General features: G+C 68.5%; 24 protein-coding genes and 1 pseudogene. 12 read left to right on the top strand and 13 right to left on the bottom strand.

Features of this window, described 5'->3' with window-relative positions:
* Nucleotides 1-191: 191 nt before the first annotated feature.
* The 5 genes from SB786_RS02150 to SB786_RS02170 form a co-directional block, all read right to left on the bottom strand.
* Entirely contained in the window at nt 192-1,175 is a 984-nt protein-coding gene (locus SB786_RS02150; RefSeq protein ID WP_410725969.1) for a TauD/TfdA family dioxygenase, read from the bottom strand.
* 82 nt (nt 1,176-1,257) lie between these two features.
* Nucleotides 1,258-2,568, bottom strand: a complete 1,311-nt coding sequence (locus tag SB786_RS02155; RefSeq protein ID WP_410725970.1) for a diaminobutyrate--2-oxoglutarate transaminase family protein — start codon at nt 2,566-2,568, stop codon at nt 1,258-1,260.
* Nucleotides 2,569-2,773: 205 nt separating this feature from the next.
* Nucleotides 2,774-3,724 (bottom strand): UDP-glucuronic acid decarboxylase family protein, encoded by a 951-nt coding sequence (locus SB786_RS02160; protein ID WP_410725971.1) that lies wholly within the window; start codon nt 3,722-3,724, stop codon nt 2,774-2,776.
* 155 nt (nt 3,725-3,879) lie between these two features.
* Nucleotides 3,880-4,725, bottom strand: coding sequence for a thioesterase II family protein (locus tag SB786_RS02165; RefSeq protein ID WP_410725972.1), 846 nt, complete (start codon nt 4,723-4,725; stop codon nt 3,880-3,882).
* A 443-nt stretch (nt 4,726-5,168) separates the two neighbouring features.
* On the bottom strand, nt 5,169-5,765 hold the full coding sequence (locus tag SB786_RS02170) for a hypothetical protein (protein WP_410725973.1): 597 nt from the start codon (nt 5,763-5,765) through the stop codon (nt 5,169-5,171).
* On the opposite strand from SB786_RS02170, the gene SB786_RS02175 reads away from it, so the two are divergent.
* On the top strand, nt 5,752-6,039 hold the full coding sequence (locus SB786_RS02175) for a hypothetical protein (protein ID WP_410725974.1): 288 nt from the start codon (nt 5,752-5,754) through the stop codon (nt 6,037-6,039). The two genes, SB786_RS02170 and SB786_RS02175, sit on opposite strands and share 14 nt — an antisense overlap.
* A 92-nt stretch (nt 6,040-6,131) precedes the next feature.
* On the opposite strand, the pseudogene sctT reads toward SB786_RS02175, so the two are convergent.
* From sctT to SB786_RS02215, 8 genes and pseudogenes are all read right to left on the bottom strand, one after another.
* Nucleotides 6,132-6,929 (bottom strand): annotated as a pseudogene (sctT, locus tag SB786_RS02180) (type III secretion system export apparatus subunit SctT); the annotation flags it as partial.
* Between the two features lie 75 nt (nt 6,930-7,004).
* Nucleotides 7,005-7,511 carry a type III secretion protein HrpB7 gene (locus SB786_RS02185; RefSeq protein ID WP_410725975.1) on the bottom strand — a complete coding sequence of 169 codons (507 nt, stop codon included), beginning with the start codon at nt 7,509-7,511 and terminating at the stop codon, nt 7,005-7,007.
* Nucleotides 7,508-8,836, bottom strand: coding sequence for a type III secretion system ATPase SctN (sctN, locus tag SB786_RS02190; protein WP_006761515.1), 1,329 nt, complete (start codon nt 8,834-8,836; stop codon nt 7,508-7,510). The genes SB786_RS02185 and sctN overlap by 4 nt, the downstream gene beginning before the upstream one ends.
* Nucleotides 8,833-9,549, bottom strand: a complete 717-nt coding sequence (gene sctL, locus SB786_RS02195) for a type III secretion system stator protein SctL (RefSeq protein ID WP_410725976.1) — start codon at nt 9,547-9,549, stop codon at nt 8,833-8,835. The genes sctN and sctL overlap by 4 nt, the downstream gene beginning before the upstream one ends.
* On the bottom strand, nt 9,534-10,208 hold the full coding sequence (locus tag SB786_RS02200; protein ID WP_410725977.1) for a type III secretion protein HrpB4: 675 nt from the start codon (nt 10,206-10,208) through the stop codon (nt 9,534-9,536). Before SB786_RS02200 ends, sctL begins: the two co-directional genes overlap by 16 nt.
* A complete protein-coding gene (gene sctJ, locus SB786_RS02205; protein ID WP_410725978.1) occupies nt 10,205-11,050 on the bottom strand; it encodes a type III secretion system inner membrane ring lipoprotein SctJ in 846 nt (281 codons plus the stop codon). Before sctJ ends, SB786_RS02200 begins: the two co-directional genes overlap by 4 nt.
* 2 nt (nt 11,051-11,052) lie before the next feature.
* Nucleotides 11,053-11,466 carry a type III secretion protein HrpB2 gene (locus SB786_RS02210; protein WP_410725979.1) on the bottom strand — a complete coding sequence of 138 codons (414 nt, stop codon included), beginning with the start codon at nt 11,464-11,466 and terminating at the stop codon, nt 11,053-11,055.
* Between the two features lie 13 nt (nt 11,467-11,479).
* Nucleotides 11,480-12,058 carry an HrpB1 family type III secretion system apparatus protein gene (locus SB786_RS02215; RefSeq protein ID WP_410725980.1) on the bottom strand — a complete coding sequence of 193 codons (579 nt, stop codon included), beginning with the start codon at nt 12,056-12,058 and terminating at the stop codon, nt 11,480-11,482.
* Nucleotides 12,059-12,293: 235 nt separating this feature from the next.
* On the opposite strand from SB786_RS02215, the gene sctU reads away from it, so the two are divergent.
* From sctU to SB786_RS02270, 11 genes are all read left to right on the top strand, one after another.
* Entirely contained in the window at nt 12,294-13,376 is a 1,083-nt protein-coding gene (gene sctU / locus SB786_RS02220) for a type III secretion system export apparatus subunit SctU (protein WP_410725981.1), read from the top strand.
* Nucleotides 13,373-15,445: a type III secretion system export apparatus subunit SctV gene (sctV, locus tag SB786_RS02225; RefSeq protein WP_410725982.1), complete on the top strand. Its 2,073-nt coding sequence runs from the start codon at nt 13,373-13,375 to the stop codon at nt 15,443-15,445. The genes sctU and sctV overlap by 4 nt, the downstream gene beginning before the upstream one ends.
* Nucleotides 15,442-16,050 (top strand): type III secretion system protein SctP, encoded by a 609-nt coding sequence (gene sctP, locus SB786_RS02230; RefSeq protein ID WP_410725983.1) that lies wholly within the window; start codon nt 15,442-15,444, stop codon nt 16,048-16,050. The genes sctV and sctP overlap by 4 nt, the downstream gene beginning before the upstream one ends.
* 34 nt (nt 16,051-16,084) lie before the next feature.
* Nucleotides 16,085-17,227, top strand: coding sequence for a type III secretion system cytoplasmic ring protein SctQ (gene sctQ / locus SB786_RS02235; RefSeq protein WP_410725984.1), 1,143 nt, complete (start codon nt 16,085-16,087; stop codon nt 17,225-17,227).
* On the top strand, nt 17,214-17,864 hold the full coding sequence (sctR, locus tag SB786_RS02240; RefSeq protein ID WP_410725985.1) for a type III secretion system export apparatus subunit SctR: 651 nt from the start codon (nt 17,214-17,216) through the stop codon (nt 17,862-17,864). Before sctQ ends, sctR begins: the two co-directional genes overlap by 14 nt.
* Nucleotides 17,865-17,909: 45 nt before the next feature.
* Nucleotides 17,910-18,173 carry a type III secretion system export apparatus subunit SctS gene (gene sctS / locus SB786_RS02245; RefSeq protein ID WP_038743708.1) on the top strand — a complete coding sequence of 88 codons (264 nt, stop codon included), beginning with the start codon at nt 17,910-17,912 and terminating at the stop codon, nt 18,171-18,173.
* Nucleotides 18,170-19,042 (top strand): type III secretion system protein, encoded by an 873-nt coding sequence (locus tag SB786_RS02250; protein WP_410725986.1) that lies wholly within the window; start codon nt 18,170-18,172, stop codon nt 19,040-19,042. Before sctS ends, SB786_RS02250 begins: the two co-directional genes overlap by 4 nt.
* A 186-nt stretch (nt 19,043-19,228) precedes the next feature.
* Complete coding sequence (gene hrpD5 / locus SB786_RS02255; RefSeq protein WP_410725987.1) at nt 19,229-20,227, top strand: HrpD5 family protein; 999 nt, start codon at nt 19,229-19,231, stop codon at nt 20,225-20,227.
* Between the two features lie 13 nt (nt 20,228-20,240).
* Nucleotides 20,241-20,492: a hypothetical protein gene (locus tag SB786_RS02260; RefSeq protein ID WP_006762821.1), complete on the top strand. Its 252-nt coding sequence runs from the start codon at nt 20,241-20,243 to the stop codon at nt 20,490-20,492.
* Between the two features lie 167 nt (nt 20,493-20,659).
* A complete protein-coding gene (locus tag SB786_RS02265) occupies nt 20,660-20,836 on the top strand; it encodes a hypothetical protein (RefSeq protein WP_010089258.1) in 177 nt (58 codons plus the stop codon).
* 90 nt (nt 20,837-20,926) lie between these two features.
* Nucleotides 20,927-21,382, top strand: a complete 456-nt coding sequence (locus SB786_RS02270; protein ID WP_410725988.1) for a CesT family type III secretion system chaperone — start codon at nt 20,927-20,929, stop codon at nt 21,380-21,382.
* Nucleotides 21,383-21,415 lie beyond the last annotated feature (33 nt).

The raw sequence follows: 21,415 nt of genomic DNA on the forward strand, positions 1-21,415 counted from the left end.
TGAACGTTGAATTCCTCAGGACCAGTTGCGGCGATCCCGCCAAGCTTGCTTCTTGAATTGGATGGCATTGAAATTAGAGCACCGCTCTAACCCGACGTCTGCCCCGTAATCCATGGACACGGCGTTTCGCGCACTTCATCAATATGGGTTTTTATTAATTGGCGCGCTCGGCCCTGCTGACGACCGGCCATTCATTCGATGTCGGGGGAGTACGGGTCCAGCAGAGACACGACGACCTTGCGCTCGCCTTCGAACGGATTGCGGCCGTGCGCGAAGCGCATGTTGTCGACCAGCAGGACGTCGCCGCGTTGCCATGGAAACGCGATCGCGCATTCGCGGAACGCGTTGCGGATCTGCTCGATGTCGGCGAGATCGAGCGGACTGCCGTCGCCATGGCACGCATTGCGCGGAAGTCGGTCATTGCCGAACAGGCTGACGATCGAACTGGCGAGCGCTGCTTCCAGGTTCGAGATATGGAACAGATGCGCCTGATTGAAGAACACCCTGTCGCGGGTGACCGGATGGTAAGCGACGCCCTGATTGATCTGTACGGTGCGTAACGTGTCGTCGTCGAGCCATTCGAGCTCGATGTCGTTGTCTGCGCAGAAGGCCGCAACCTGGCTGCGGTCGCCGGTCTGAAAGACGGTTTCCCACGGAATGTCGACATGCCGCCGGTAGTGCCTGACGTAGCGGACCTGTTTCGCCTCGAAGCGCTCCATGATGCGCGGTCCAATCCTGCGGCTCACCTCGCGCATGTCGGCAATGGGCGTTTCGCCGCCGGTCGTGGCTGGCGTCAGGCAACAGAATGCCACTCGCAGCGGCCAGCTTCGTTGATACGCGTTTTCGCAATGAAGGGCGATTGTCTCGCTCGGCGGATACTCGGTTGCGGTGAAGATGCCATTGCCGATCGAGGTGCGCGGAGTGGACCGATAGACGTAGTCGGACTTGTGGACCGAAATCGCGTTGGCAAACGCTTCGAAGCCGCTCACGGATGAAACGTCGAAGCCACGAAACAGCAGCGCACCATGTTCCAGCAGCCGGGATTCGAGTTCCACCCGGTTGTCGCTCACCGCCAGCACGAGATCGTGTCCGTTCGCGCGTGCGTTCGACTCGGGCTCCAGCAGCCACGGAGAGCTCCCCTCGGCAAGCAGCTTGCGTTCCGTCATGCCCAGCATCGTCAATAGTCCTTTTCTGAACGTGGATCGCGGCGAAACCCGAACCGGTCGGCCTGCATGGTCGCGCCGCGCCGCGCTGCGGCTAGGCGCGGCAGGCCGTTTCCACGGCATGCTCGAAGCGATTGAGAATGTCGTGGATATCCGCTTCCGAAACGATCAGCGGCGGCAGGAACCTGAGCACCGCGCCGTTGCGGCCGCCGGTTTCGATCACGAGGCCGTTTCGCAGGCAGTTCAGCTTGATGGCTTTTGCCCGTGCCGCATCGGTCGGGCCGGTTCGGCCATTCGTGCCGGGTATGACGACTTCGGCGCCGATCATCAGGCCGCGGCCGCGTATCTGGCCCAGACAGGGGAAGCGTTCGGCCAACCGTTCGAGGCCGGCAACCAGCAGTTTGCCGACTCTGTCCGCGTGCGCCGACAGACCGTCCCGTTCGACGATGTGCATGGTCGACAAGCCGGCCACCATCGCAATCTGGTTGCCTCTGAAGGTGCCGGCGTGCGCGCCGGGCGGCCAGGTGTCCAGGCGCTCGTCATAGACCACCACCGATAACGGATAGCCGCCGCCGAATGCCTTCGACAACACCAGTACGTCCGGCCGGATGCCGGAATGTTCGATGGCGAACAGCGCGCCGGTTCGACCGAGCCCGGTCTGCACTTCGTCGACGATCAACGGGATTTCATGCCGCAGCGTCAGCTCCCGCAATTCGATCAACCAGGCGTCGGAAGCGGGGATGCAGCCGCCTTCGCCTTGCACGACTTCGACAATGATTGCCGCCGGTTTGGTTATCCCGCTCTCGGGGTCGGACAGGACGGTCCGAATATAGTTGATGCTGAGTTCATCGGTCGCCGAGCCGTCGGTGCCGAACGGGCAGCGAAACGCATAGGGATACGGCAGGAAATGAACGTCGCGTCCGTTGCCGCCGGCCGATTTGGGCGTGAGATTTCCCGATACGGCGAGTGCGCCGGCCGTCATGCCGTGGTAGGCGCCGTGGAACGCCATGATCGTCGAGCGGCCCGTATAGTGCTTCGTCAGCTTGACAGCCGCTTCGACGCCATCCGCGCCGCTGGGACTGCAAAACTGGATCTTGCCGGTTTCGGCGATCTTCCTCGGCAGGAGCGAGAAAAGCTTCTCGACGAACGCGTGCTTTGCCGGCGTTGCCAGGTCGAGTGCCTGTTGCATTTGATCGGACGACAGAAACCGCGTGACGGCTTCATTGACTTCCGGGTGATTATGTCCGAGCGCGAGCGTCCCTGCGTTTGACAGACAGTCGATGTATTCCTGCCCGTCGGAGTCGCGTACGCGTATGCCTTTGGCATGGGTAAACAGCCGTGGGAACGATGTCGCGTAGGTTCGCGCGTTCGATTCGACATGCTTCAGATACTCGAGTTTTTCCATGCGCGGAGATCCGGCTTGCAGGCGGATTGATGGACACTGGCGCAAGAGAATCGCTTCATCCTGGCCAATGGCGTAACGGTACGGCGTGATTGGAGCATGTCCCCCATCTCGCGTCTGTCACGTAAAAATGGGACACAGGCAATGCAACGTCACTACGTCATGCCATCGCCTGCCGATCATCGACGCGTGGTTCTTGGACGCGGCGTCAAGCCGGCACGGTCGAGCGGAAATAGTCGATGGTCCGCCGCAGCCCGGCTTCGAGCCCGACCGTCGGCGCCCAGTCGAGGTGGGCGCGTGCGAGGCCGATATCGGGGCAACGTTGTGTCGGATCGTCCTTCGGCAGCGGACGGAATACGAGCCGCGACGTCGAGCCGGTCAGGCGCAAAATGATCTGCGCGAGTTCGCTGATCGCGATCTCGTGCGGATTGCCGAGATTGATCGGGCCGGTGAGGTCCGCGGGCGACGCCATCATCCGGATCAAACCGTCGACCATATCGTCGACATAGCAGAACGCCCGGGTCTGGTTGCCGTCGCCATACAGCGTGATGTCCTCGCCGCGCAGCGCCTGCACGATGAAGTTGGACACCACGCGGCCGTCATTGGGATGCATGCGCGGCCCGTACGTGTTGAAGATGCGTACCACCTTGATTCGCACGTTTTGCTGGCGGTGATAGTCGAAGAACAGCGTCTCCGCGCAACGTTTTCCTTCGTCGTAGCACGCGCGCGGCCCGAGCGGATTGACGTTGCCCCGGTAACTCTCCGGTTGCGGATGCACATCGGGGTCGCCGTACACTTCGCTCGTCGACGTTTGCAGCACGCGTGCATGCGTGCGCTTGGCGAGCCCCAGCATGTTGATCGCGCCCATCACACTGGTCTTGGTGGTCTGCACGGGATCGAATTGATAGTGGATCGGCGAAGCCGGACAGGCGAGGTTGTAGATCTCGTCCACCTCCACGTACAACGGAAAGGTCACGTCGTGGCGCAGCGCCTCGAAGCGCGGGTTGCCGAGCAATGCGGCCACGTTCTGCTTCGTGCCGGTGAAATAGTTGTCGACGCACAATACGTCGTGACCGAGTTCGACCAGACGCTCGCAAAGATGCGAACCGAGGAAACCCGCGCCACCGGTTACGAGGATTCGTTTTCGATTACGTTGCACAATTGCACTCCAGGTATCGTGCGCAAGGAAGCGACGCGCGGCCTCCACGCCTGCTTGACCGGCCCGCGGCGCCGGCATGGAAGCCGACAAGGCGCGAGCCTCTTCATTCGACGATCACGGCACCGGCCGGCACGCCGATCGCGAGGATCGGCCCGTCATGCTTGCAGTGCGCTCCACGCAACGTGTTCCGTGCGCCGCAGGCGCGCCGCGATGATGCCGGCCATCGTCCGCATTTCGCTTCTCATGAAGAAATGATCGCCTTCGATGACGTGAAAATCGAAGTGCCCGGTCGTTTCGGTGCCCCAGCCTGCAACGGCATCGACGGGCGCGTGTTCATCCGCCCGGCCCGCGAACGCGGTGATGTCCACCGCGAGCCTGCGCCCGGGCACCGGCCGGTAGTTTTCGATCAGCGTGAAATCCGCACGCAGCGCCGGCATCAGCAGCGCCATCAGTTCGCTGTTGTCCAGCACCGGCTTCGGTGTGCCGCCCATCTCGTGCAGTGCATCGACGAAGGCGCGGTCGTCCAGCGCGTGCATGGGTCGAATCGGTCGCTCCCTGCCCGGTGCGGCGCGCCCGCTCACGAACAGATGCCGCAGATTCGGTTGCGCGCGGGCGGGAAGCCGCAGCGCCAGTTCGACGGCAATAGCCGCGCCCATGCTGTGTCCGAGCAGTGCGAACGGACGATCGAAGCAGTTGTCCAAGTCGCACAGCAACGCGTCGATCAGCGTCGACATGTGTCGTGCGGCAGGCTCGGACAGGCGGCTGCCCCGGCCTGCAAGCTCATGACGGCACACGTCGATGCCGGGCAGCAACGCTTGCAGCGCACGGTAAACGGCGGCCGAGCCGCCCGCATAGGGAAAGCAGATCAGGCGCATGCGAGCGGGGATTCGAGCGGCTCGCTTGCTAGCGGCGCACGGGACATCGCGCTGCGGGAATTCACGTGTTCGGCGTTTTTCACCATTCAAGTTCCAGTCATTGTTGCCCTGGCGATGCGTCGGCAATCTTCACGTGGAGAAACGGGCGCGACAGCCAGGCGCGCCGCGGTTCACGCTCCGATGGCCGGTTCGTCAACGCTGCAAGGGCGGTGCGTCGAGCACGCCGGAAGTCATGGACGCATCGATTTGCGTCATGAACATTCACGTTGCGCGCCGCTCGGACCGGAATACGCCCGATCCGGTCTGGCATGAGTTAAACATGAGGCCGCGTGAATGTATGTCGTAGGAAAAGGGGACGCGCGTAGTCGAGAATGTCTGCCCGTGATGTCATACGCAAATCACATGCTCGGCTGGACGATCCATCCGTATCACCAAGGGCGTGTTCACGCCCTAGGCTTGCTTGCCAGTTCAATCATTGGAATGGTCGCCTCCCGCTACAACGACCGTTCCAGCGCCTCGCCCCCGCGGGACGGGGGCGAGGCGGCGCACCGCGTGACGCGTCGAATGCGTCATTCGTGCGTCGAGCGCGTCGGAGAAGGCAGCGGCGCGAAGTCCTGATGCAGGCTCGCCACCGCGGCCGCGGCGATTGCCGGATCCGGATCTTGCCGGGCCGTCTCGAAATCGCGCGCGGGCCCGACGGTCATCGAAGCCACGGCGTTGATCGCCGAACCGGCCGCGGTGACCGCGGCGTCGCGATACTCTCCGCGCTGAAAATGCTCGACCGCGTCTTTGCCGAACGACTTGCTTTCGTTCATGTGCGCGCCCGTATGTGTCTGCGTGCCTTGCGAGATGCCGTCGAGATTGCCCACCACGCTCTTGTGCGAGCCTTCCGTGATGCCGAGCTCGCCGTGCTGCAGCACCGAGCTGACGCCATACACGGCCGCCGAATAGTACGTCGCGCCCGGTTTCTCCATATGGCTGGCCGCATGGTTCGTTACGTCGTTGCGGCGTGTATGCGGGGTCGACAGATTGTTCAGTCCGCTCAGCGTCGCGCCGCCCGTCGGTCGATCGCTCGAACGCCGGGTCGACTGCGAATCGTCGCTTGACGAAGTGGTGGTGGTGTGATTGTCGAGAGGCGCGGTGTTGCCGCCGGTGACTTTTGTCATGGTCGGTACCTTGGATCAAGAGGAGGAAAGTGCGTCGGGCGCCGTGACGCTCGACGGCGAAATCGACGGGCCGCTCCGCCGTTGGAACCGCATGACGGTAACTGCCGATCGATGGAGGAATGATGCGCGTCGCAGCGCGCGTGATGGCCGGATACGCGAAGCGAGCGGCGCGAAAGCGAAACGTCGAGTGCGTGGATCGGAATCCGGTGGGCGCGGGTCGATCGCGTCGCGCGGCGCGCGCTTCTTTCACGACGTCGACGCATCCTTCGCATGAACGCCCGCATGAATGCCCGCGTGGAGCCGCCCCGAACGTGCGCTGTCTCGATGGCGCTCGCCGTGCGAACGCAGTTGCCCCGCCTATCGGCCGGCCAGTGCCTTCACCTGCTGCGCGAGCCCCGCCAGCGAAATCTGCCCGCGCATCTCGCTCACGAAACTCCCCGCCAGTACCGCGACGATCAGCACCGCGATCGCGCCCTTGAGCGGCTGGCTGACCGTCATCAGATCGAGCTTCTGCGCCGAGCGCGCGACGAACGCGAGGCCCAGGTCCACGAGCAGCAGCATCGCCATCATCGGTGTCGCGATCCGCGCGACCATGTTCATCAGCATGTCGAGCCGCGCCTGCGCGAACATTTCGAGCAGTGGCGCGGGAACCGGGTTGAATGACCCGAGCGGCCACCACGCATACGATTCGTACAGCGCGCCGAGCAGGAACGTCATGCCGCCCAGCATCCAGAACGACGCGATCGTCAGTTGCCCGAGCAGCGTCGCCATCAGCGACGTCTGCGTGCCCGAGCTCGGATTCTGCATCTGCACGTTGTTGAAGCCGGCGACATCGTCGACGTAGGTGCCGATCGCCTCGGCGGCCCAGAACACGGTGGACGCCGCGATGCCGAGCACGAGCCCGATCACGGCTTCCTTCGCGCAAGCGATCATGAGGAATGCGCCGCGGAGCTGCGGGATCAGCGCCTGCTGTCCACATGCGACGAACAGGCACCAGATCGCGGCCGCGCCGCTGCGCAGCGGGCCTTTCAGCACGTTGTCGGCGGTCGCGGGCAGGATCGTCATGATCACGAGAAGCCGCTCGCTCGACAGCGCGAGCAGCACGATGAAGCCGATGAATTCGTCGCCCAGGTGCTGCAGCGGAAAGATGTCGTAGGTCGTCATGCGCATGTCCATGGCACGTTCCCGCGAGGTCGAGAATGCATTCGCGGGGCCGGCCGTCATTGGCGGGAACAGGATTCAGGTCGAGGCCCGCACGGCCGCGAGCCGGCGTGCGAGCACGCCTTCCTCGATCTCCTCGTCCTGTACGTCTTCGGCGGCTGCCTCGGCCGCGCACGCGAGCCGCCGGATCCGCTCGCGCACGACGTCGATCTGCGCGTCGTTGCGCGCGATCCGGCGTGCGGTCGCGGCCAGCTGCTCGATCCTGGCCTGCAGCGCCGCATGCAGGCGAGCGCACTGCGCGCTCGCGAGCGTGTGTTCGTCGAGCAGCACGTCGCGATAGCGGCGACACGCCGCGTAATCGCCGATCGCAAACGCCGCATGGCCGGCCGCCATCGCGTCGACGCGCGCCGCATAGCGATTCGCCGCATCGAGCTTCGCGTGCGCGTGCGCTTCGGCCTGCGCGAACTCGGCCGCCGCCGCGTCGCGTTCGGCGCGCTGCGCGGCCTGCTCGGTACGCAGCTTCGCGCCGCGCTGTTCGCGCCGCGCAAGCAGCGTCTCGAAGGCGCGCTGTTTCGGGTTCCTCATTGGACGAGCGCGTGCAGCGCGGCGAGTGTCGCGTCGGGCGGCGCGTACTCGTCGGTGCGCTGGTTGAGGAACGTGCGGATCCGGTCGATCTTCGCGACCGCTTCGTCGGCTGCCGCGTCGCTGCCCGCCTGGTATTCGCCGAGCTGAAGCAGCGTTTCGATCTCGCGGTGCTTCGCGAGCAACTGGCGCAGCCGGCCGGCCGCGCCGACGTGCTCGCGTGTCGCGATCTGCGGCATGATCCGCGACAGGCTGCCGAGCACGTCGATCGCCGGATACTGGTTGCGCGCGGCGATCTCGCGCGACAGGATGATGTGGCCATCGAGAATCCCGCGCACTTCCTCGGCAATCGGGTCGCTGCCGGAATCGTCTTCGGCGAGCACCGTGTAGAGCGCGGTGATCGAGCCTTGCTCGCCCATCCCGGTGCGCTCGAGCAGGCGCGGCAGCTCGGCGAACACGGAAGGCGGGAAGCCGCGCCGCGCGGGCGGCTCGCCGGCCGCGAGGCCGATCTCGCGCCCGGCGCGCGCGAAGCGCGTCAGCGAATCCATCATCAGCAGCACGCGCTTGCCCTGGTCGCGGAAATACTCGGCGATCGCGGTCGCCGCGTACGCGGCCTTCGCGCGCTCGATCGACGAGCGGTCGGACGTCGCGCACACGACCACCGAGCGCGCCATGCCGTCCTCGCCCATGATCAGCTCGACGAACTCGCGCACTTCGCGGCCGCGCTCGCCGATCAGCGCGATCACGTTGATGTCGCACGACGCGCCGCGCGCGAACATCCCGAGCAGCGTGCTCTTGCCGACGCCGGCCGGCGCGAAGATCCCCATCCGCTGGCCTTCGCCGAGCGTGATCAGGCCGTCGACGATCCGCACGCCGGTTGCGAGCGACGCGTCCACCATCCGCCGCGACATCGGGTTCGGCGGCGGCGCGAGCACGGGGCGCAGCGCGTCGTAGTCGAGCGGGCCGCGCCCGTCGATCGGCTCGCCGAAGCTGTCGATCACGCGGCCGAGGATGCCGTTGCCGACCTTCACCGACAGCGGCCGCCGCAAGCCGATCACGCGCGTGCCGCGATTGATCTCGCCGAGCGTGCCGAACGGCGACAGCAGCGCGACGTTGCGCGTGAAGCCGACGACTTCCGCATGCTGGAGCAGCGCGCCCGACGCGCTGCGCAGCTCGCACAGCTCGCCGAGCGTCGCTTCGAGGCCGACGACGCGCACGAGCGTGCCGATCACCTCGAGCACCTTGCCCGTCATGCCGACGGCAGGCTCGATCGCAAGCCGCGCGGCCATCGCGTCGGCGACGCGGGACAAATCGGTCAGTGCGTTCATGGGCGGCTCGCGTCGTCGAGTGCGCGGCCGAGCGCCGCGCGGATCGCGTTCAGTTGCGTGTCGAGGCTCGCGTCGACGGTGCCGAAGTCGGATTCGCACACGCAGGTGCCGCGCGCGACCCGCGGCTCGACGACGACCTCGACCGGCACGTTGCGTCCTTGCCGGCGCCACGCGTCGGCGAGCAGCCCGAACTCCTCGCGCGCGGCGTCGTAATCGGCGTCGCACACGCGCACCGTCAGATAGCTTGCGCCGGCGACCACGCGCTCGACCGTTTCCGCCGCGCGCGCGAACAGACCGCGCGCGTCCTCCGCGCGCACCATCTGCTGGACGGCCGCGGCGACGAGCTCCGCGAGCCGTTCGCGCATTTTGTCGCGCACGTGCCGCTCCTGCTCGAACGAGTCGGCGGCCTGCGCGTGCCAGTCGGCGATCGCCTGCGCGCGGCCCGCGTCGTAGCCGCGCGCATAGGCGCCGTCGTGCTCGCGCCGCGCGGCTTCGACGAGCGCGCCGGCCTGCGCGCGCGCGTCGGCGACGATCCGTTCGGCTTCGTCGCGGGCCGCGCGCAGCACCGCGTCGCGTTCGGCCGCGAGCGCGTCGAGCGCGGCGTCGAGCGCCTGAACCGTCTCGAACGCGTCGCGCCGCAGCACGCCGTGCGGCGCGTCGAAGCAGAGATCGTCGGTGAGCGGAACCCGCCGGTTTTTCAGCCAAAAAGCCATGACCACTCCGGAAACAGCGATGGCAGGCGCGCGAGCAGCGTCGCGCCGTCCGCGTCCGCCGCCGCGCGTTCGATCCACGGCGGGCGCGCGGTGTCGCGCGGCAACGCGTGGCGCACGATGCGCATCGGCCCCGCCGGCGCCCAGGCCCGTTCGCGTTCGAACAGGCACCAGCCTTCCCACGCGATGTCGTCGCCGGACAGTTGCGCGAGCGGCGTGACCGGCTCGCGGCGATCGAGATCGCGCGCGCGCGGCGCGTCGGGCAACGCCGCGAGCGCGTTGCAGCCGTCGGCGCCGACCCAGCCGGCGAGCCGCTCGCGGCTCGCACGGTCGATCCAGTGGCGCAGCTCGGTGCGCCGGCACAGCAGCGCACGCACGCGCAGCAGCCGCAGCGTGTCGGCGACCGGCAGCGCGGCGAGCCGGTCAGCACGCGCATCGAAACCGTCGAGCGACGGCGACGTCGCCCCGAGCGTGCGCAACAGCAGCAGCGAACACGCGGCGCGCAGCGCGGGCGCATGCGCGCGCGTCGTCGCGACGAGCGGCGCGAGCGCGCCATGCCAGCTCGCGTGAACCCAGTCGGCCGCGCGTCGCGCGTTCGCGTCGTAGCCGGCGAGCCACGCGGCCCGCGCCGCGACGCTCGCGATCGGCGCACCGCCGCTCATCGCGCACCGGCCTGTTGGGGCGCGGCCGCGGCCTGCGCGTCGTTGCCGCCGCGCAGCCGCGCGGCCAGCCCGCCCGCGCCCGCGCCGCCGTGCTTGCGCGCGCGCCACCACAGCACACCGCCCGCGGCCGCGAACACGACGCACGCGAGGAGGGCGATCAGCAGGCCGACGAGCGTCGCGCCGCCGGACTTCCGCGCGCTCGGCTGCGCGGCCGACACGAGATCGACCGGATCGGCGGCGACCGACGTGACGCTCACTTCGTCGTACGTCAGCCCTTCGACGCTATGGACGACGAGGTTCTTGATCTGCGGCGTCAGCGTCGCGAGATTCGCGTTCGGCCGGTACTTGATGAACACCGACGCCGACGACGGCTTCGCGACCTGTGCGAGCGGATCGTTGTTCGGCAGCACGATGTGCACGCGCGCGACGACGACCCCGTCGATTTTCGACAGCGTGTCCGACAGCTCCTGCGACACGCCGTAGATGAACCGCACGCGCTCCTCGGTCGGCGTCGACACGAGGCCGTCCTTCTTGAACAGCGCGCCGAGATCGTCGTAGCGCGTCGCGGGCAGCCCGCGCGCGCGCAGCACTTCCATCGCCTTGACGATCTGCTTGTCGTCGACGGCGAGCGTCCACGTCTTGCCGCCGTCGGGCGTCTTCTTCTGCGCGTCGACACCGTTCTGCAGCAGCGCGGCCATCATCTCGTTGCAGTCGCGCTCGGCGAGGCTGCCGTACAGCTCCTGCTGGCACCCGGCGACGAGCGCCGCGCACGCGAGCAGCGCGGCAAGCCGGGCCGCGCGGCGGCGGCCGCCGGCGGCGATCGGGGAAGGGAGTCGTTCCATGGTCACTGGTTCTTCATCAGGGAGCCGATCGCGTCCTTCGTCGACGTGACGACGCCCATCTTTGCCTGCAGGTCGATCTGCATCGCGGTCGCCTCGGCCGACGCCTGGATCGACGCCGCGAACATCTGGTTCATCGACAGTTCGTCCGCGTGCTGGCTCAGGTAGGCGGAGTTGTCGAGCACCTGCCTGATCGCGGCGTCCGACGTCTCGACGAGCTTCGACACGGCGCTTGCTTCGCGCGAATGCGCGACGGGCGGCGTCGGCGTCGCATTCGACATCAGCGCCTGGAAACGGCTGGCGACGTCGGCCGGGACGTCGGGCAACGGCGTGGCGCTCGCGCCGGCTGGCGTCGCTGTGTCGGAGAACGCGACGTCGAGCGCGCGGGTCAGGTCGACCGGGGAAAGCGGGGCATTCATGCGGGCCTCCTCGTCAAAGACGCAGATATTGCTGATGCGCGAACGTGGCCTGCGCATCGAAGCCGCCCGCCGGGTTCGCGGGCGGCGCATCGGGCGCATCGGGCGTGTCGCCGTTTGCCGCCGCGGCCGATTCGGGAAGCGCCCAGACACCCGTGCGGTCCGCGTGTTCCTTCGCGAGCATCACGTCGTGCTGCCGCTCGAGCGCGCGCACGAGCGCGACCGCCTGCGCGGGGCTGCCGGCCGCGAGCACCTCGTCCGCGGCGATCCGCCATTCCGGATCGCGCTTCAGTTGCAGCGCGAACGCGAGCAGCGCCTTGCCGTAGATCGTGTTCGTCGTGCCGTTCGCGATCTCCGCGAACACGCGCACCGCGTCGTCGAAGTTGCCGAGCGCGACGTGCAGCATGCCGTCGAACATGTCGGCGGCGGGCAGTTGCGGCGCGAGCACGCGCAGCGCGTCGATCAGCAGGCCGATGTCGTAGGGGTCGGCGGCCGGGCCGTCGAGCGCGCCGCCGAGCGCGAGGCTCGCGGCGTCGATCAGTTCGTTCAGCGCCGCTTGGCTGCATCGCAGATAGGTCGGCCGGGATTCGTCCATGGTGTGCGCTCCGTGTCGCCGCGCGAGCGGCGCATGTCGTTGAGGAAAGGGCGTATGGAGCGCAAGGTAGCAGCGCGCCGCGCCTGCCCGGCTGCCGATGCGAAGTGCGCGCGCGCGACGCGAAGCGCCGCACGCGCTTCGCGCCGGACGGCGCCGCTTCGGGTCGGTGCGCGCGGCCGCCGCCGCGTGCCGCTAACGTACGCGCCATGTCCGACTCTCGACAGGAACGGCGGCGATGGCCGAAGAGAAAACCGAAGAACCCTCCGAACGGAAGCTGAAGAAGGTCCGCGAGAAGGGCCAGGTCGCAAAGAGCAAGGACGTCGCGGACGCGGTGACGCTGGCCGCCGCGATCGGCGTGCTGACGGCGGGTGAATCGATGCTCACCGGCGGCCTGTCGCGCACGATCCGCACCGCGCTCGATTTCGTGAATGGCGAACGCACGCCGCAGGCGACGCTGTCCGCGCTGCACGACCTGGCCGCGAGCGCCGCGCTGACGATGCTGCCGTTCGTCGCCGCCGCGATCGTCGCGGGCATCGTGTCGCAGGCGCCGCAGGCGGGTTTCATGATCACGCTCGAGCCCGTGATGCCGAAGTTCGACGCGATCAATCCGATGGCGGGCATCAAGAAGATCTTCTCGATGAAGTCGCTGCTCGAGCTCGTGAAGATGATCGTCAAGGCGGTCGTGCTCGCGTGCGTGATCTGGAAGATGATGATGTCGCTGTTTCCGCTGGTCGTCGCGAGCGTGTACGAGGCGACGCCGCAGTTGTCGCGCGTGCTGTGGACCGTGCTGATGAAGCTGCTCGGCGTCGTCGCGCTCGTCGTCACGGTGTTCGCGGCGGCCGACTACAAGATCGCGCGCGTGATGTTCATGCGCGACAACCGGATGACGAAGGAAGAGGCGAAGCGCGAGAACAAGGAGAGCGAAGGCGATCCGCACACGAAGGGCGAGCGCCGCCGGCTCGCGCGCGAGATCGCGACGAGCGCGCCGGCGCGGCAGAAGGTCGGCCAGGCGAACGTGCTCGTCGTCAACCCGACGCATTACGCGGTCGCGATCCGCTATGCGCCCGACGAGCATCCGCTGCCGCGGGTGATCGAGAAAGCCGTCGACGACGGCGCGCTCGCGCTGCGCCGCCACGCGCACGCGCTCGGCGTGCCGATCGTCGGCAATCCGCCCGTCGCGCGCGCACTGTACCGCGTCGAGCGCGACGCGGCGATTCCCGAAGAACTGTTTGAAACGGTGGCCGCGATCCTGCGCTGGGTCGAGTCGGTCGCGGGCGCGCGCACCGACGCCGCCGTTCCCTCCGAGAGGTCGTCATGACGCTGAAAACCCTCAAACTCCCCGCCGGCGGCGAGGTCGGCATCACGGTGCTGGTCGTCGCGATCGTCTCGCTGATGATCCTGCCGCTGCCGCCCGAGGTGATCGACGTGCTGCTCGGCATCAACATCGCGATCAGCGTCACGCTGCTGATGGTGACGATGTACGTCGGCAGCATCGTGTCGCTGTCGGTATTTCCGTCGGTGCTGCTGTTCACGACGCTGTACCGGCTGTCGCTGAACATCGCGTCGACGAAGTCGATCCTGCTGCACGCGAACGCGGGCGACATCATCGAGAGCTTCGGCGAGCTCGTCGTCGGCGGCAACCTCGTCGTCGGCCTCGTCGTGTTCCTGATCATCACGACCGTGCAGTTCATCGTGATCGCGAAGGGCTCGGAGCGCGTTGCCGAAGTCGGCGCGCGCTTCACGCTCGACGCGATGCCCGGCAAGCAGATGAGCATCGACGCGGACCTGCGCGCGAACATCCTGACGCCCGACGAGGCGCGCCGCAAGCGCGCGACGCTCGCGAAGGAGAGCCAGCTGCACGGCGGGATGGACGGGGCGATGAAGTTCGTCAAGGGCGACGCGATCGCGGGGCTCATCATCACGCTTGTCAACATCGTCGCGGGCATCGCGATCGGCGTGATGTATCACGGGATGACGGCCGGCGAAGCGGCGAACCGCTTCTCGATCCTGTCGGTCGGCGACGCGATGGTGTCGCAGATTCCGTCGCTGCTGATCTCGGTCGCGGCCGGCGTGATGATCACGCGCGTCGCGGACGATCACGACGAAGGCGAAGGCACGTCGCTCGGCTCCGAGATCGCGAAGCAGCTCGGCGGCAGCTATCGCGCGCTGTACTTCGCGGCGGTGCTGCTGATCGGCTTCGCGGCGGTGCCGGGCTTCCCGGCGGCGCTGTTCGTGCTGCTGTCGGCGATTCTCGCGTTTTCCGGCTACCGGCTGCAAAAGGGCGCGCGCCGCACGACCGCGCGCGGCGAGCCGGTGATCGCGCTGCAGCGCGCGGGCGCGAAAAGCGGCACGCCGTCGATCCTGCCGCGCGCGCCGCTCTTCACGTGCGCGATCGGCGTGCGGGTGTCGCCGGATCTCGTCGCGCGGCTCGCGCCCGCCGCGCTCGATCGCGCGTTCGACGAGGAGCGCGCGAAGCTGCAGGAAGAGCAGGGGCTGCCGTTTCCGGGCATCACGCTGTGGACGAGCGACGCGCTGCCCGAAGCGACGTGCGAGATCCTGATGCGCGACGTACCGCAGACGCGGCTCGAATTGCCGGCCGACCAGGCGATGCTGCCCGACGCGGCGTCGGACCCGGCGCTCGCCGGCCGCTGCACGAAGCGCGGCCCGGCGGGCGGGCTCGCCGAGAGCTACTGGATCGACGACAAGGCGGTGCCGGCCGGCGCGCGCGCGTGGCGTGCCGAGCAGGTGATCGCGCACGAGACGATCGCGCTGCTGCGACGCAACGCGCATCTGTTCCTCGGCATCCAGGAAACCCAATGGATACTCGACCAGCTCGGAACCGACTATCCGGGGCTCGTCGCCGAAGTGCAGAAGGCGCTGCCGACGCAGCGGATCGCCGACGTGCTGCGTCGCCTGCTCGAAGAGCACATCCCGATCCGCAACGCGCGCGACATCATGGAGAGCCTCGTCGCGTGGGGGCCGAAGGAGAAGGACATGCTGATGCTCGCCGAATACGTGCGCGGCGACCTGTCGCGCTATCTCGCGTATCGCGCCGCGCGCGGCGCGCGGCAACTGCCGGCCGTGCTGCTTGATCTGCCGGTCGAGCAGCATATCCGGCAATCGATCAAGCAGACACCCGCGGGCAACTTCCTCGCGCTGCCGCCCGAGCAGGTCCGCTATCTCGTCGACAGCGTCGCGTCGTTCGTCGGCGAGACGCCGCGCGACGACGTCGCGCTCGTCACGTCGATGGACGTGCGCCGCTACACGCGACGGATGATCGAGGCGCGGCTCGGCTGGCTGCCCGTCTACTCGTATCAGGAGCTCGGCGACCAGGTCGAATTGAAGCCGGTTGGCCGCGTGACGATGCCGGCGGCGGCCCACGCATGAGCGCCGCCGATCTGAGGCCCGTGCGAATCATCGCGGGCGAGCCTGCCGCCGGGCCGGACGGCGTGTGCGTGTCGCGCACGGCGCGGCGCGGCTTCGACTATGCGCAACTGATGCGGCGCTCGCGCGTCGCGCCGGCCGGCGAGCGCGCCGCGGCCGACGACGCGCGGCGACACGACGCGCCGATGCCCTGGCACGACGGCGCGATGCCGTCGTTCGAACGCGATCCGGCCGCGCTGCCGGACGCGGCCGGGCGCGAAGCGATGGCGCGCGCGTGCGCGGGCTCCGATGCGTTCGTCAATCAGGTGTTCGCGCAGCGCGAGCGGATGGTGCGCGTCGCCGAGGCGCTCGTGGCCGAGATCGAGGCGCTGTGCGGCGACGACGCGTCGGGCCACTGGGAGATCAGCCTGCCGCTCGACGCCGCGCTGCTGCCGGACACGGTGCTGCACGTCGTTCTTTCGCGTTTCGACTTGCGGCTTCGGTTCGAGACGCAGGACGCGGCGACGCGGCACTTACTCTGCACGCATGGCGCAACGCTGCACGCGCGACTCGACACGCTGCTTGCCCATCGCGGCGCGGCGCGCACGATCGAGATCGACGTCGACTGAGCGCCCGTACACCCGAACCCGACCGACCGCGACGATGGAACCCGAGACAATCGAACTGGAACTCGCCGCCGCCGCGCCGCGCGGCATCGACGCCGCGCTGCCGCTGCGCGCGTGCAACGCGTTCGACGCGGCGCTCGCTCGCATCGTCGCCGATGCGCGGTTCGCCGCGTGGCTCGCGCGCTTCCCGGCGTTGTCCGGCTGGCGCGCGGCGCCGGGCGAGCGGCCGCGTTTCGAGCGCCCCGGCGTGCTCGACCTGCGACTGAACGGCGCGAGCGCGCGCGTCGCGATCGACCTCGCGGCGTTTCCGGCGCTCGACGTCGTCGCCGCGCCGACGCCCGACGCGCCCGGCGACGCGAGCGTGTCGTTGCGCACGGCGCTCGCGGCGACGCTGCTGGCGCCGCTCGTCGCCGCGTTCGCGGCGGCGGGGCTCGACGACGTGACAATCGGCGGGCTGCGCGCCGTGCATCCGGCGGCGCTCGACGCGACGCGCTGCGTGCTGTCGTTCGCGCTCGACGGCGCGCCGATGCGCTGCGCGCTGCTCGACGCTCAGACGCCATGGCTCGACGCGCTCGCGGCCCGGCTGCGACGCGAGCGGACGGGCGATACGGCGAGCCTCATCGCATGCATTCGCCTGCCCGGCCGCGTGCGGCTCGGCTCGCGCGCGCTGCCGCTGTCGGTGCTGCGCAGCCTGCGGCCGGGCGACGTGCTGCTGGATATGGCGCCGGCCGCGCTCGGCGCCGCGCGGGCGGGCCCGCTGCACGCGTGGTGGGGCGCGCGTCGCGCGACGCAATGGCATGCAACCGTTCTGATCGAGGGAACCACGATGACGATGACCGAAACACCCGACACCGCCGACGATCTCGACGAGCCGATCGTCGCGGGCGACCTGCCGGCCGCCGCGCCGGACGACGACGCGCCGCTCGCGACGCCCGAGCCGGCCGCGCTCGGCGACGTCGACCTGCCCGTACACGTCGAGATCGACACGCTGTCGCTGTCGATCGCCGAGCTGGCCGCGCTGCGGCCGGGCTACGTGCTCGAGCTGCCGCTCGCCGCGCGCGACGTGCCGGTGCGGCTCGTCGCATACGGCCAGGCGATCGGCGGCGGCAGGCTCGTCGCGGTGGGCGCGCATCTCGGCGTGCGGATCGACCGGATGGCGGGCGACGATGGTTCAGTTTAACGACATCACCGGCCTGCTGATCGCCGTGCTCGTGATGAGCATGGTGCCGTTCATCGCGATGGTCGTTACGTCGTACGCGAAGATCGTCGTCGTGCTCGGCCTGCTGCGCAACGCGCTCGGCGTGCAGCAGGTGCCGCCGAACATGGTGCTGAACGGCATCGCGATCCTCGTGTCGCTGTACATCATGGCGCCGATCGGTTTCGCCGCGCAGCAGCAGCTACAGGGGGAGACGCTGTCGCCGCAGCCGACGCAGGCGATGCTGCAGGCGTTCGGCGCGGCGAAGGAGCCGTTCCGCCAGTTCCTCGCCGCGCACTCGCGCGAGCGCGAGAAGCGCTTCTTCCTGCGCTCCGCGTCGGTGATCTGGCCGAAGGCCGCGGCCGCGCAACTGCGCGAGGACGACCTGATCGTGCTCGCGCCCGCGTTCACGCTCGCGCAGATGACCGACGCATTCCGCATCGGCTTCATCCTCTACATCGCGTTCATCATCGTCGATCTCGTGATCGCGAACGTGCTGATGTCGATGGGGATGAACCAGGTGCAGCCGACCAACGTCGCGATCCCGTTCAAGCTGATGCTGTTCGTCGTGATGGACGGCTGGTCGACGCTCGTGCACGGCCTCGTGCTGACCTATTCGTGATGTCTCGATTCCGATTTCAATCCCGATTCCGAGGAGGCTTGTCCGATGGAAATCGATGACCTGATCCGGCTCACCTCGCAAGGCATGATGCTGTGTCTTTACATCTCGCTGCCCGTCGTGCTCGTCGCGGCCGCATCCGGGCTCGCGATCTCGTTCCTGCAGGCGATCACGTCGCTGCAGGAGCAGAGCATCTCGTACGGCGTGAAACTGGTTGCGGTGACGGTGACCGTCGCGATCGCCGGGCCGTGGGCGGCCGCCGAGATCCTGCATTTCGCGCAGCAGTTGCTGTCGGCGGCGGTGCCGTCATGAGCCGCATCACGCGCGCGATCGCGCAGACCATCCACACGGCGAAGCCCGATCCGCGACGACGCCGGCCGGTGCGCGCGCGCACCGCGACGACCTACGGCAAATACGGCACGCGCTTCACGTATTCGAACGGCACTCAGGCGGCCGCGCTCGCCGCGCGCAACCAGATGCTCGCGAAGCTAAAGCCGCGTCCGAAGGCGGGCGCCGCGGGATCGCGGCGGCGCCGGCGCGCCGACAGCCAGGGCGAAGCGTCCGATGCGGGAGAGGAATCGACGGTGCCGCACGCGCACGTCGCGCCGCACGACGAGCACGACCGGCATTCGGGCGGGGAGGGCGGCGGCCGGGAGCAGCGCGAACAGGACGAACGCGACGGCGATTCGGCGAACGTCGCCGCGCTGCCGCGCGTGCGCGCGTCGCGCGCGCGTCCGGCGCCCGTGCCCGCGCAGCGCGCACTGCGCGACGTCGCGCATGCGCTCGCGGACCCGATGGAGCGCGAGCATGCGTTGCGGCATCTGTGGGCCGACATACTGCTCCAGCTCGGCCGGCGCGTCGATACCGATCCCGGCGCGCGCATCACGGCCGCGCTGCTGAATCACAACGCGGACCTGCTCGCCGCCCGCTTGCGCACCGGGCCGTGGACGCCGATCGGCTGGAGCGGCGTGAAGCAGTTGCTGCTCGACGCGATGCGAAGCGCGGGCGGTGCGCCGCGCGACGCGTCGGCCGCGCGTAGCGAGCGTGCGAGCACGCATTATTTTCTGCTGCCGCTCATCGTGTTCAACGCGGAGCGTCCGTCGACGAACGCGCAGCTCGCACGCGCGTATGCAAGCGTCGAGACGTTGCACCAGGGCGTGTTGGCCGCTCGGCGAGCATGAACGTCGCGGTGCACGCGACGCTTCGCAAATGCGGCGGCGAATTCGCGCGACGGACGAACACCGATGCCGCGTCGAACTATTCTGGCTGCATGGACGAACGATGCGGCGCGATCGAACGGATGCACCGATCGCGACCGCTTCGATCGACGCAAATGAAACACACGACGCACGGATAAGGAGCAACCGATGAAGCTGCTGCGGATCCTGACCGGCCTGCATGCCGGTGCGGAAATCGCGCTCGAAGCCGGCGAGCACCGGATCGGCGCGGGCGACGACGCGGAGATTCGCATCACCGACTGGCGCGACGGCGATCTGCTGCTGTCGATCGATGCGCAGGGCGCAACCCGTGCACGACGTGCGGCGCCCGTGCCGGCCGAGGCGGCCGCCGATGCGTTCGACGCGGATGGTTCGCCGCTCCTGATGCTCGACTTCGTGCCGGTGCCGTTCGGCGAGACCGCGCTGTGCGTCGGGCCCGCGAATGGCGAGTGGCCGAGCGATCTCGAGCTGCTCGCCACCTTGTGGGCGCCGCCGCCTGGCGCCGATGCGGCGCGGCGGGGCGCGCAACGCAAGCTCGCCGCGTGCGCGGCGGCAGGCGGCGCGCTGGTCGCCGGCCTGCTTGCGATGGGGGCGATGCTGGCGAGCGCCCATCCGGGCGTGCCGCCCCCGGTCGAGCGTGCCGACGCGCTCGCTGCGCGCATCGGCGTAGAACTGCGGCGCGCGGGCTATGCGGAGCTGCACACGGCGCCGCGCGGCGCGATGGTCGCGGTCACCGGGATGGTCGCGACGTCGGCCGACGACCTCGCCGCGCGCAAGCTGCTGGACCGGCTCGCCGCGCACCGCGTCGAGCGCCAGTACGACGTTGCGCAGGACGATGCGCAGAGCATCGGCGAATCGCTCGGCGTGTCGGGGGCGACGGTCGCGTATGCGGGGCAGGGGCGCTTTCGGGTGTCGGGCGTCGTGCAGGACATCGCGCGGCTACGCGCGGCGATCGAGCGCGTGCGCGCCGACGTCGGGCCGAACGTGCGCGCGATCGACGTCGATGCACGCCAGTCCGGCGACGCACCGGTGCCCGTCGCGTACTCGGGGATGCTCGAGATCGGCGACGTGCGCTACATCGAGACGCCGGACGGCGTGAAGCACGTGTTTGCGGGCGCGTCGGCGGACGGCGCGCCGGACCTCAACTGACGGGAGAAACGGCATGTACGAAGCATTGGAACGGGCAGCGGATGAATGCGGACCGCTCGAGCAGGCGCTCGGGGCGCCTGACGCGGCGGTACGGATCGGCGTGCTCCGCGAGGCGCTCGGCGAGACGGCCGAGCGGGTGAGCGCGGCCACCGCGCGGGCGGCGAGCGACTACGACCGCGACGCGATGCAGAAGGTCTATCGCGGCTTGCTGGCGGCGCAGCGGATTGTCGCGACGTTGCACGAGGCGAACGCGACGGCCGCATAGCGGCCATGGTTTCGCCGCGCAGCGTGCGGCGGCGGACGGAGCGGCGCGAGCCGTTCCCGACGATGCCGCACGCCGCGCGGCAAAAAAGCGGCGGGCCGCGACATGAAGCGGCGGCGCCGGAACTTTGTCAACGCGTGATCGAATCACGCACATTCTGGAGAGTAATCATGTCGGCATTGGTTGGTGGTGCACTGGGCGAAATGACGAAGGACACGATGGAAGGCATCGCGTTTTCGAAGGCGGCAACGAAACTGCAGCAGATGCAGGAGATGACGAAGGCGGAGAACGACGTGAAGAAGCAGGCCACGAAGATGGTCAGCGACGCGTCGAAGCCGGCGCAGTAAGCCGGCTGCCATTCGGCATTGTGTTGGGCGGCCGGCGCGCGAGCGCCGGCTGTATTTTTTGGGGACGCCGGATACCGGGGTGAAACCGTCATGAGTTGGGAACGTTATGCACAGGTCGTCGCGGAGGTCTGCGCGGTCGTCGGCTTGCCGGACGTCGATTACGTGCTCGAGACGCGCACGATCGACGTCGAGGGCTTCGACGTGCGCATCGATTACTTCGACGAGGATCCGGAGTCGATGTACGTGAATTTCCATTACGGCATCGTCAGCGCGGGCCGCACGCTCGCGGTGTACCGGCTGCTGCTCGAGGCGAACCTGCTGATCTACGCGCAGGACCAGGCGCAGCTCGGGATCGACGCGGACACCGGCAGCATCGTGCTGCTGATGCGATTGCCGCTCACGCCGGACGTGACGGGCGGGACGCTCGCCGATCTGTTCGCGCACTATGCGGAGCACGGCCGCTACTGGCGGCAGAACATCATCGAATCGGGCGACGAGATGTTCAGCGGTATCGCGTCCGGCGAATATTTCTGGCTGCGGGTGTAGCGGAGCCCGACGGCGGCACGCGCAACCGGCACG

The sequence above is a fragment of the Burkholderia sp. SIMBA_062 genome (genome assembly GCF_046534765.1).
GTDB classification, from domain to species: Bacteria; Pseudomonadota; Gammaproteobacteria; order Burkholderiales; family Burkholderiaceae; genus Burkholderia; species Burkholderia ambifaria.

Excerpts from the sequence above, each read along its gene's own strand:
- sctQ (WP_410725984.1), top strand. The coding sequence starts at position 16,085 with ATGGAACCCGAGACAATCGAACTGGAACTCGCCGCCGCCGCGCCGCGC.
- sctP (WP_410725983.1), top strand. The coding sequence starts at position 15,442 with ATGAGCGCCGCCGATCTGAGGCCCGTGCGAATCATCGCGGGCGAGCCT.
- hrpD5 (WP_410725987.1), top strand. The coding sequence starts at position 19,229 with ATGAAGCTGCTGCGGATCCTGACCGGCCTGCATGCCGGTGCGGAAATC.
- sctU (WP_410725981.1), top strand. The coding sequence starts at position 12,294 with ATGGCCGAAGAGAAAACCGAAGAACCCTCCGAACGGAAGCTGAAGAAG.
- SB786_RS02270 (WP_410725988.1), top strand. The coding sequence starts at position 20,927 with ATGAGTTGGGAACGTTATGCACAGGTCGTCGCGGAGGTCTGCGCGGTC.
- SB786_RS02200 (WP_410725977.1), bottom strand. The coding sequence starts at position 10,208 with ATGAGCGGCGGTGCGCCGATCGCGAGCGTCGCGGCGCGGGCCGCGTGG.
- SB786_RS02250 (WP_410725986.1), top strand. The coding sequence starts at position 18,170 with ATGAGCCGCATCACGCGCGCGATCGCGCAGACCATCCACACGGCGAAG.
- SB786_RS02265 (WP_010089258.1), top strand. The coding sequence starts at position 20,660 with ATGTCGGCATTGGTTGGTGGTGCACTGGGCGAAATGACGAAGGACACG.
- sctL (WP_410725976.1), bottom strand. The coding sequence starts at position 9,549 with ATGGCTTTTTGGCTGAAAAACCGGCGGGTTCCGCTCACCGACGATCTC.
- SB786_RS02185 (WP_410725975.1), bottom strand. The coding sequence starts at position 7,511 with ATGAGGAACCCGAAACAGCGCGCCTTCGAGACGCTGCTTGCGCGGCGC.
- sctS (WP_038743708.1), top strand. The coding sequence starts at position 17,910 with ATGGAAATCGATGACCTGATCCGGCTCACCTCGCAAGGCATGATGCTG.
- SB786_RS02155 (WP_410725970.1), bottom strand. The coding sequence starts at position 2,568 with ATGGAAAAACTCGAGTATCTGAAGCATGTCGAATCGAACGCGCGAACC.
- SB786_RS02215 (WP_410725980.1), bottom strand. The coding sequence starts at position 12,058 with ATGGACGAATCCCGGCCGACCTATCTGCGATGCAGCCAAGCGGCGCTG.
- SB786_RS02260 (WP_006762821.1), top strand. The coding sequence starts at position 20,241 with ATGTACGAAGCATTGGAACGGGCAGCGGATGAATGCGGACCGCTCGAG.
- SB786_RS02150 (WP_410725969.1), bottom strand. The coding sequence starts at position 1,175 with ATGCTGGGCATGACGGAACGCAAGCTGCTTGCCGAGGGGAGCTCTCCG.
- SB786_RS02210 (WP_410725979.1), bottom strand. The coding sequence starts at position 11,466 with ATGAATGCCCCGCTTTCCCCGGTCGACCTGACCCGCGCGCTCGACGTC.
- sctN (WP_006761515.1), bottom strand. The coding sequence starts at position 8,836 with ATGAACGCACTGACCGATTTGTCCCGCGTCGCCGACGCGATGGCCGCG.
- SB786_RS02170 (WP_410725973.1), bottom strand. The coding sequence starts at position 5,765 with ATGACAAAAGTCACCGGCGGCAACACCGCGCCTCTCGACAATCACACC.
- sctJ (WP_410725978.1), bottom strand. The coding sequence starts at position 11,050 with ATGGAACGACTCCCTTCCCCGATCGCCGCCGGCGGCCGCCGCCGCGCG.
- sctV (WP_410725982.1), top strand. The coding sequence starts at position 13,373 with ATGACGCTGAAAACCCTCAAACTCCCCGCCGGCGGCGAGGTCGGCATC.
- sctR (WP_410725985.1), top strand. The coding sequence starts at position 17,214 with ATGGTTCAGTTTAACGACATCACCGGCCTGCTGATCGCCGTGCTCGTG.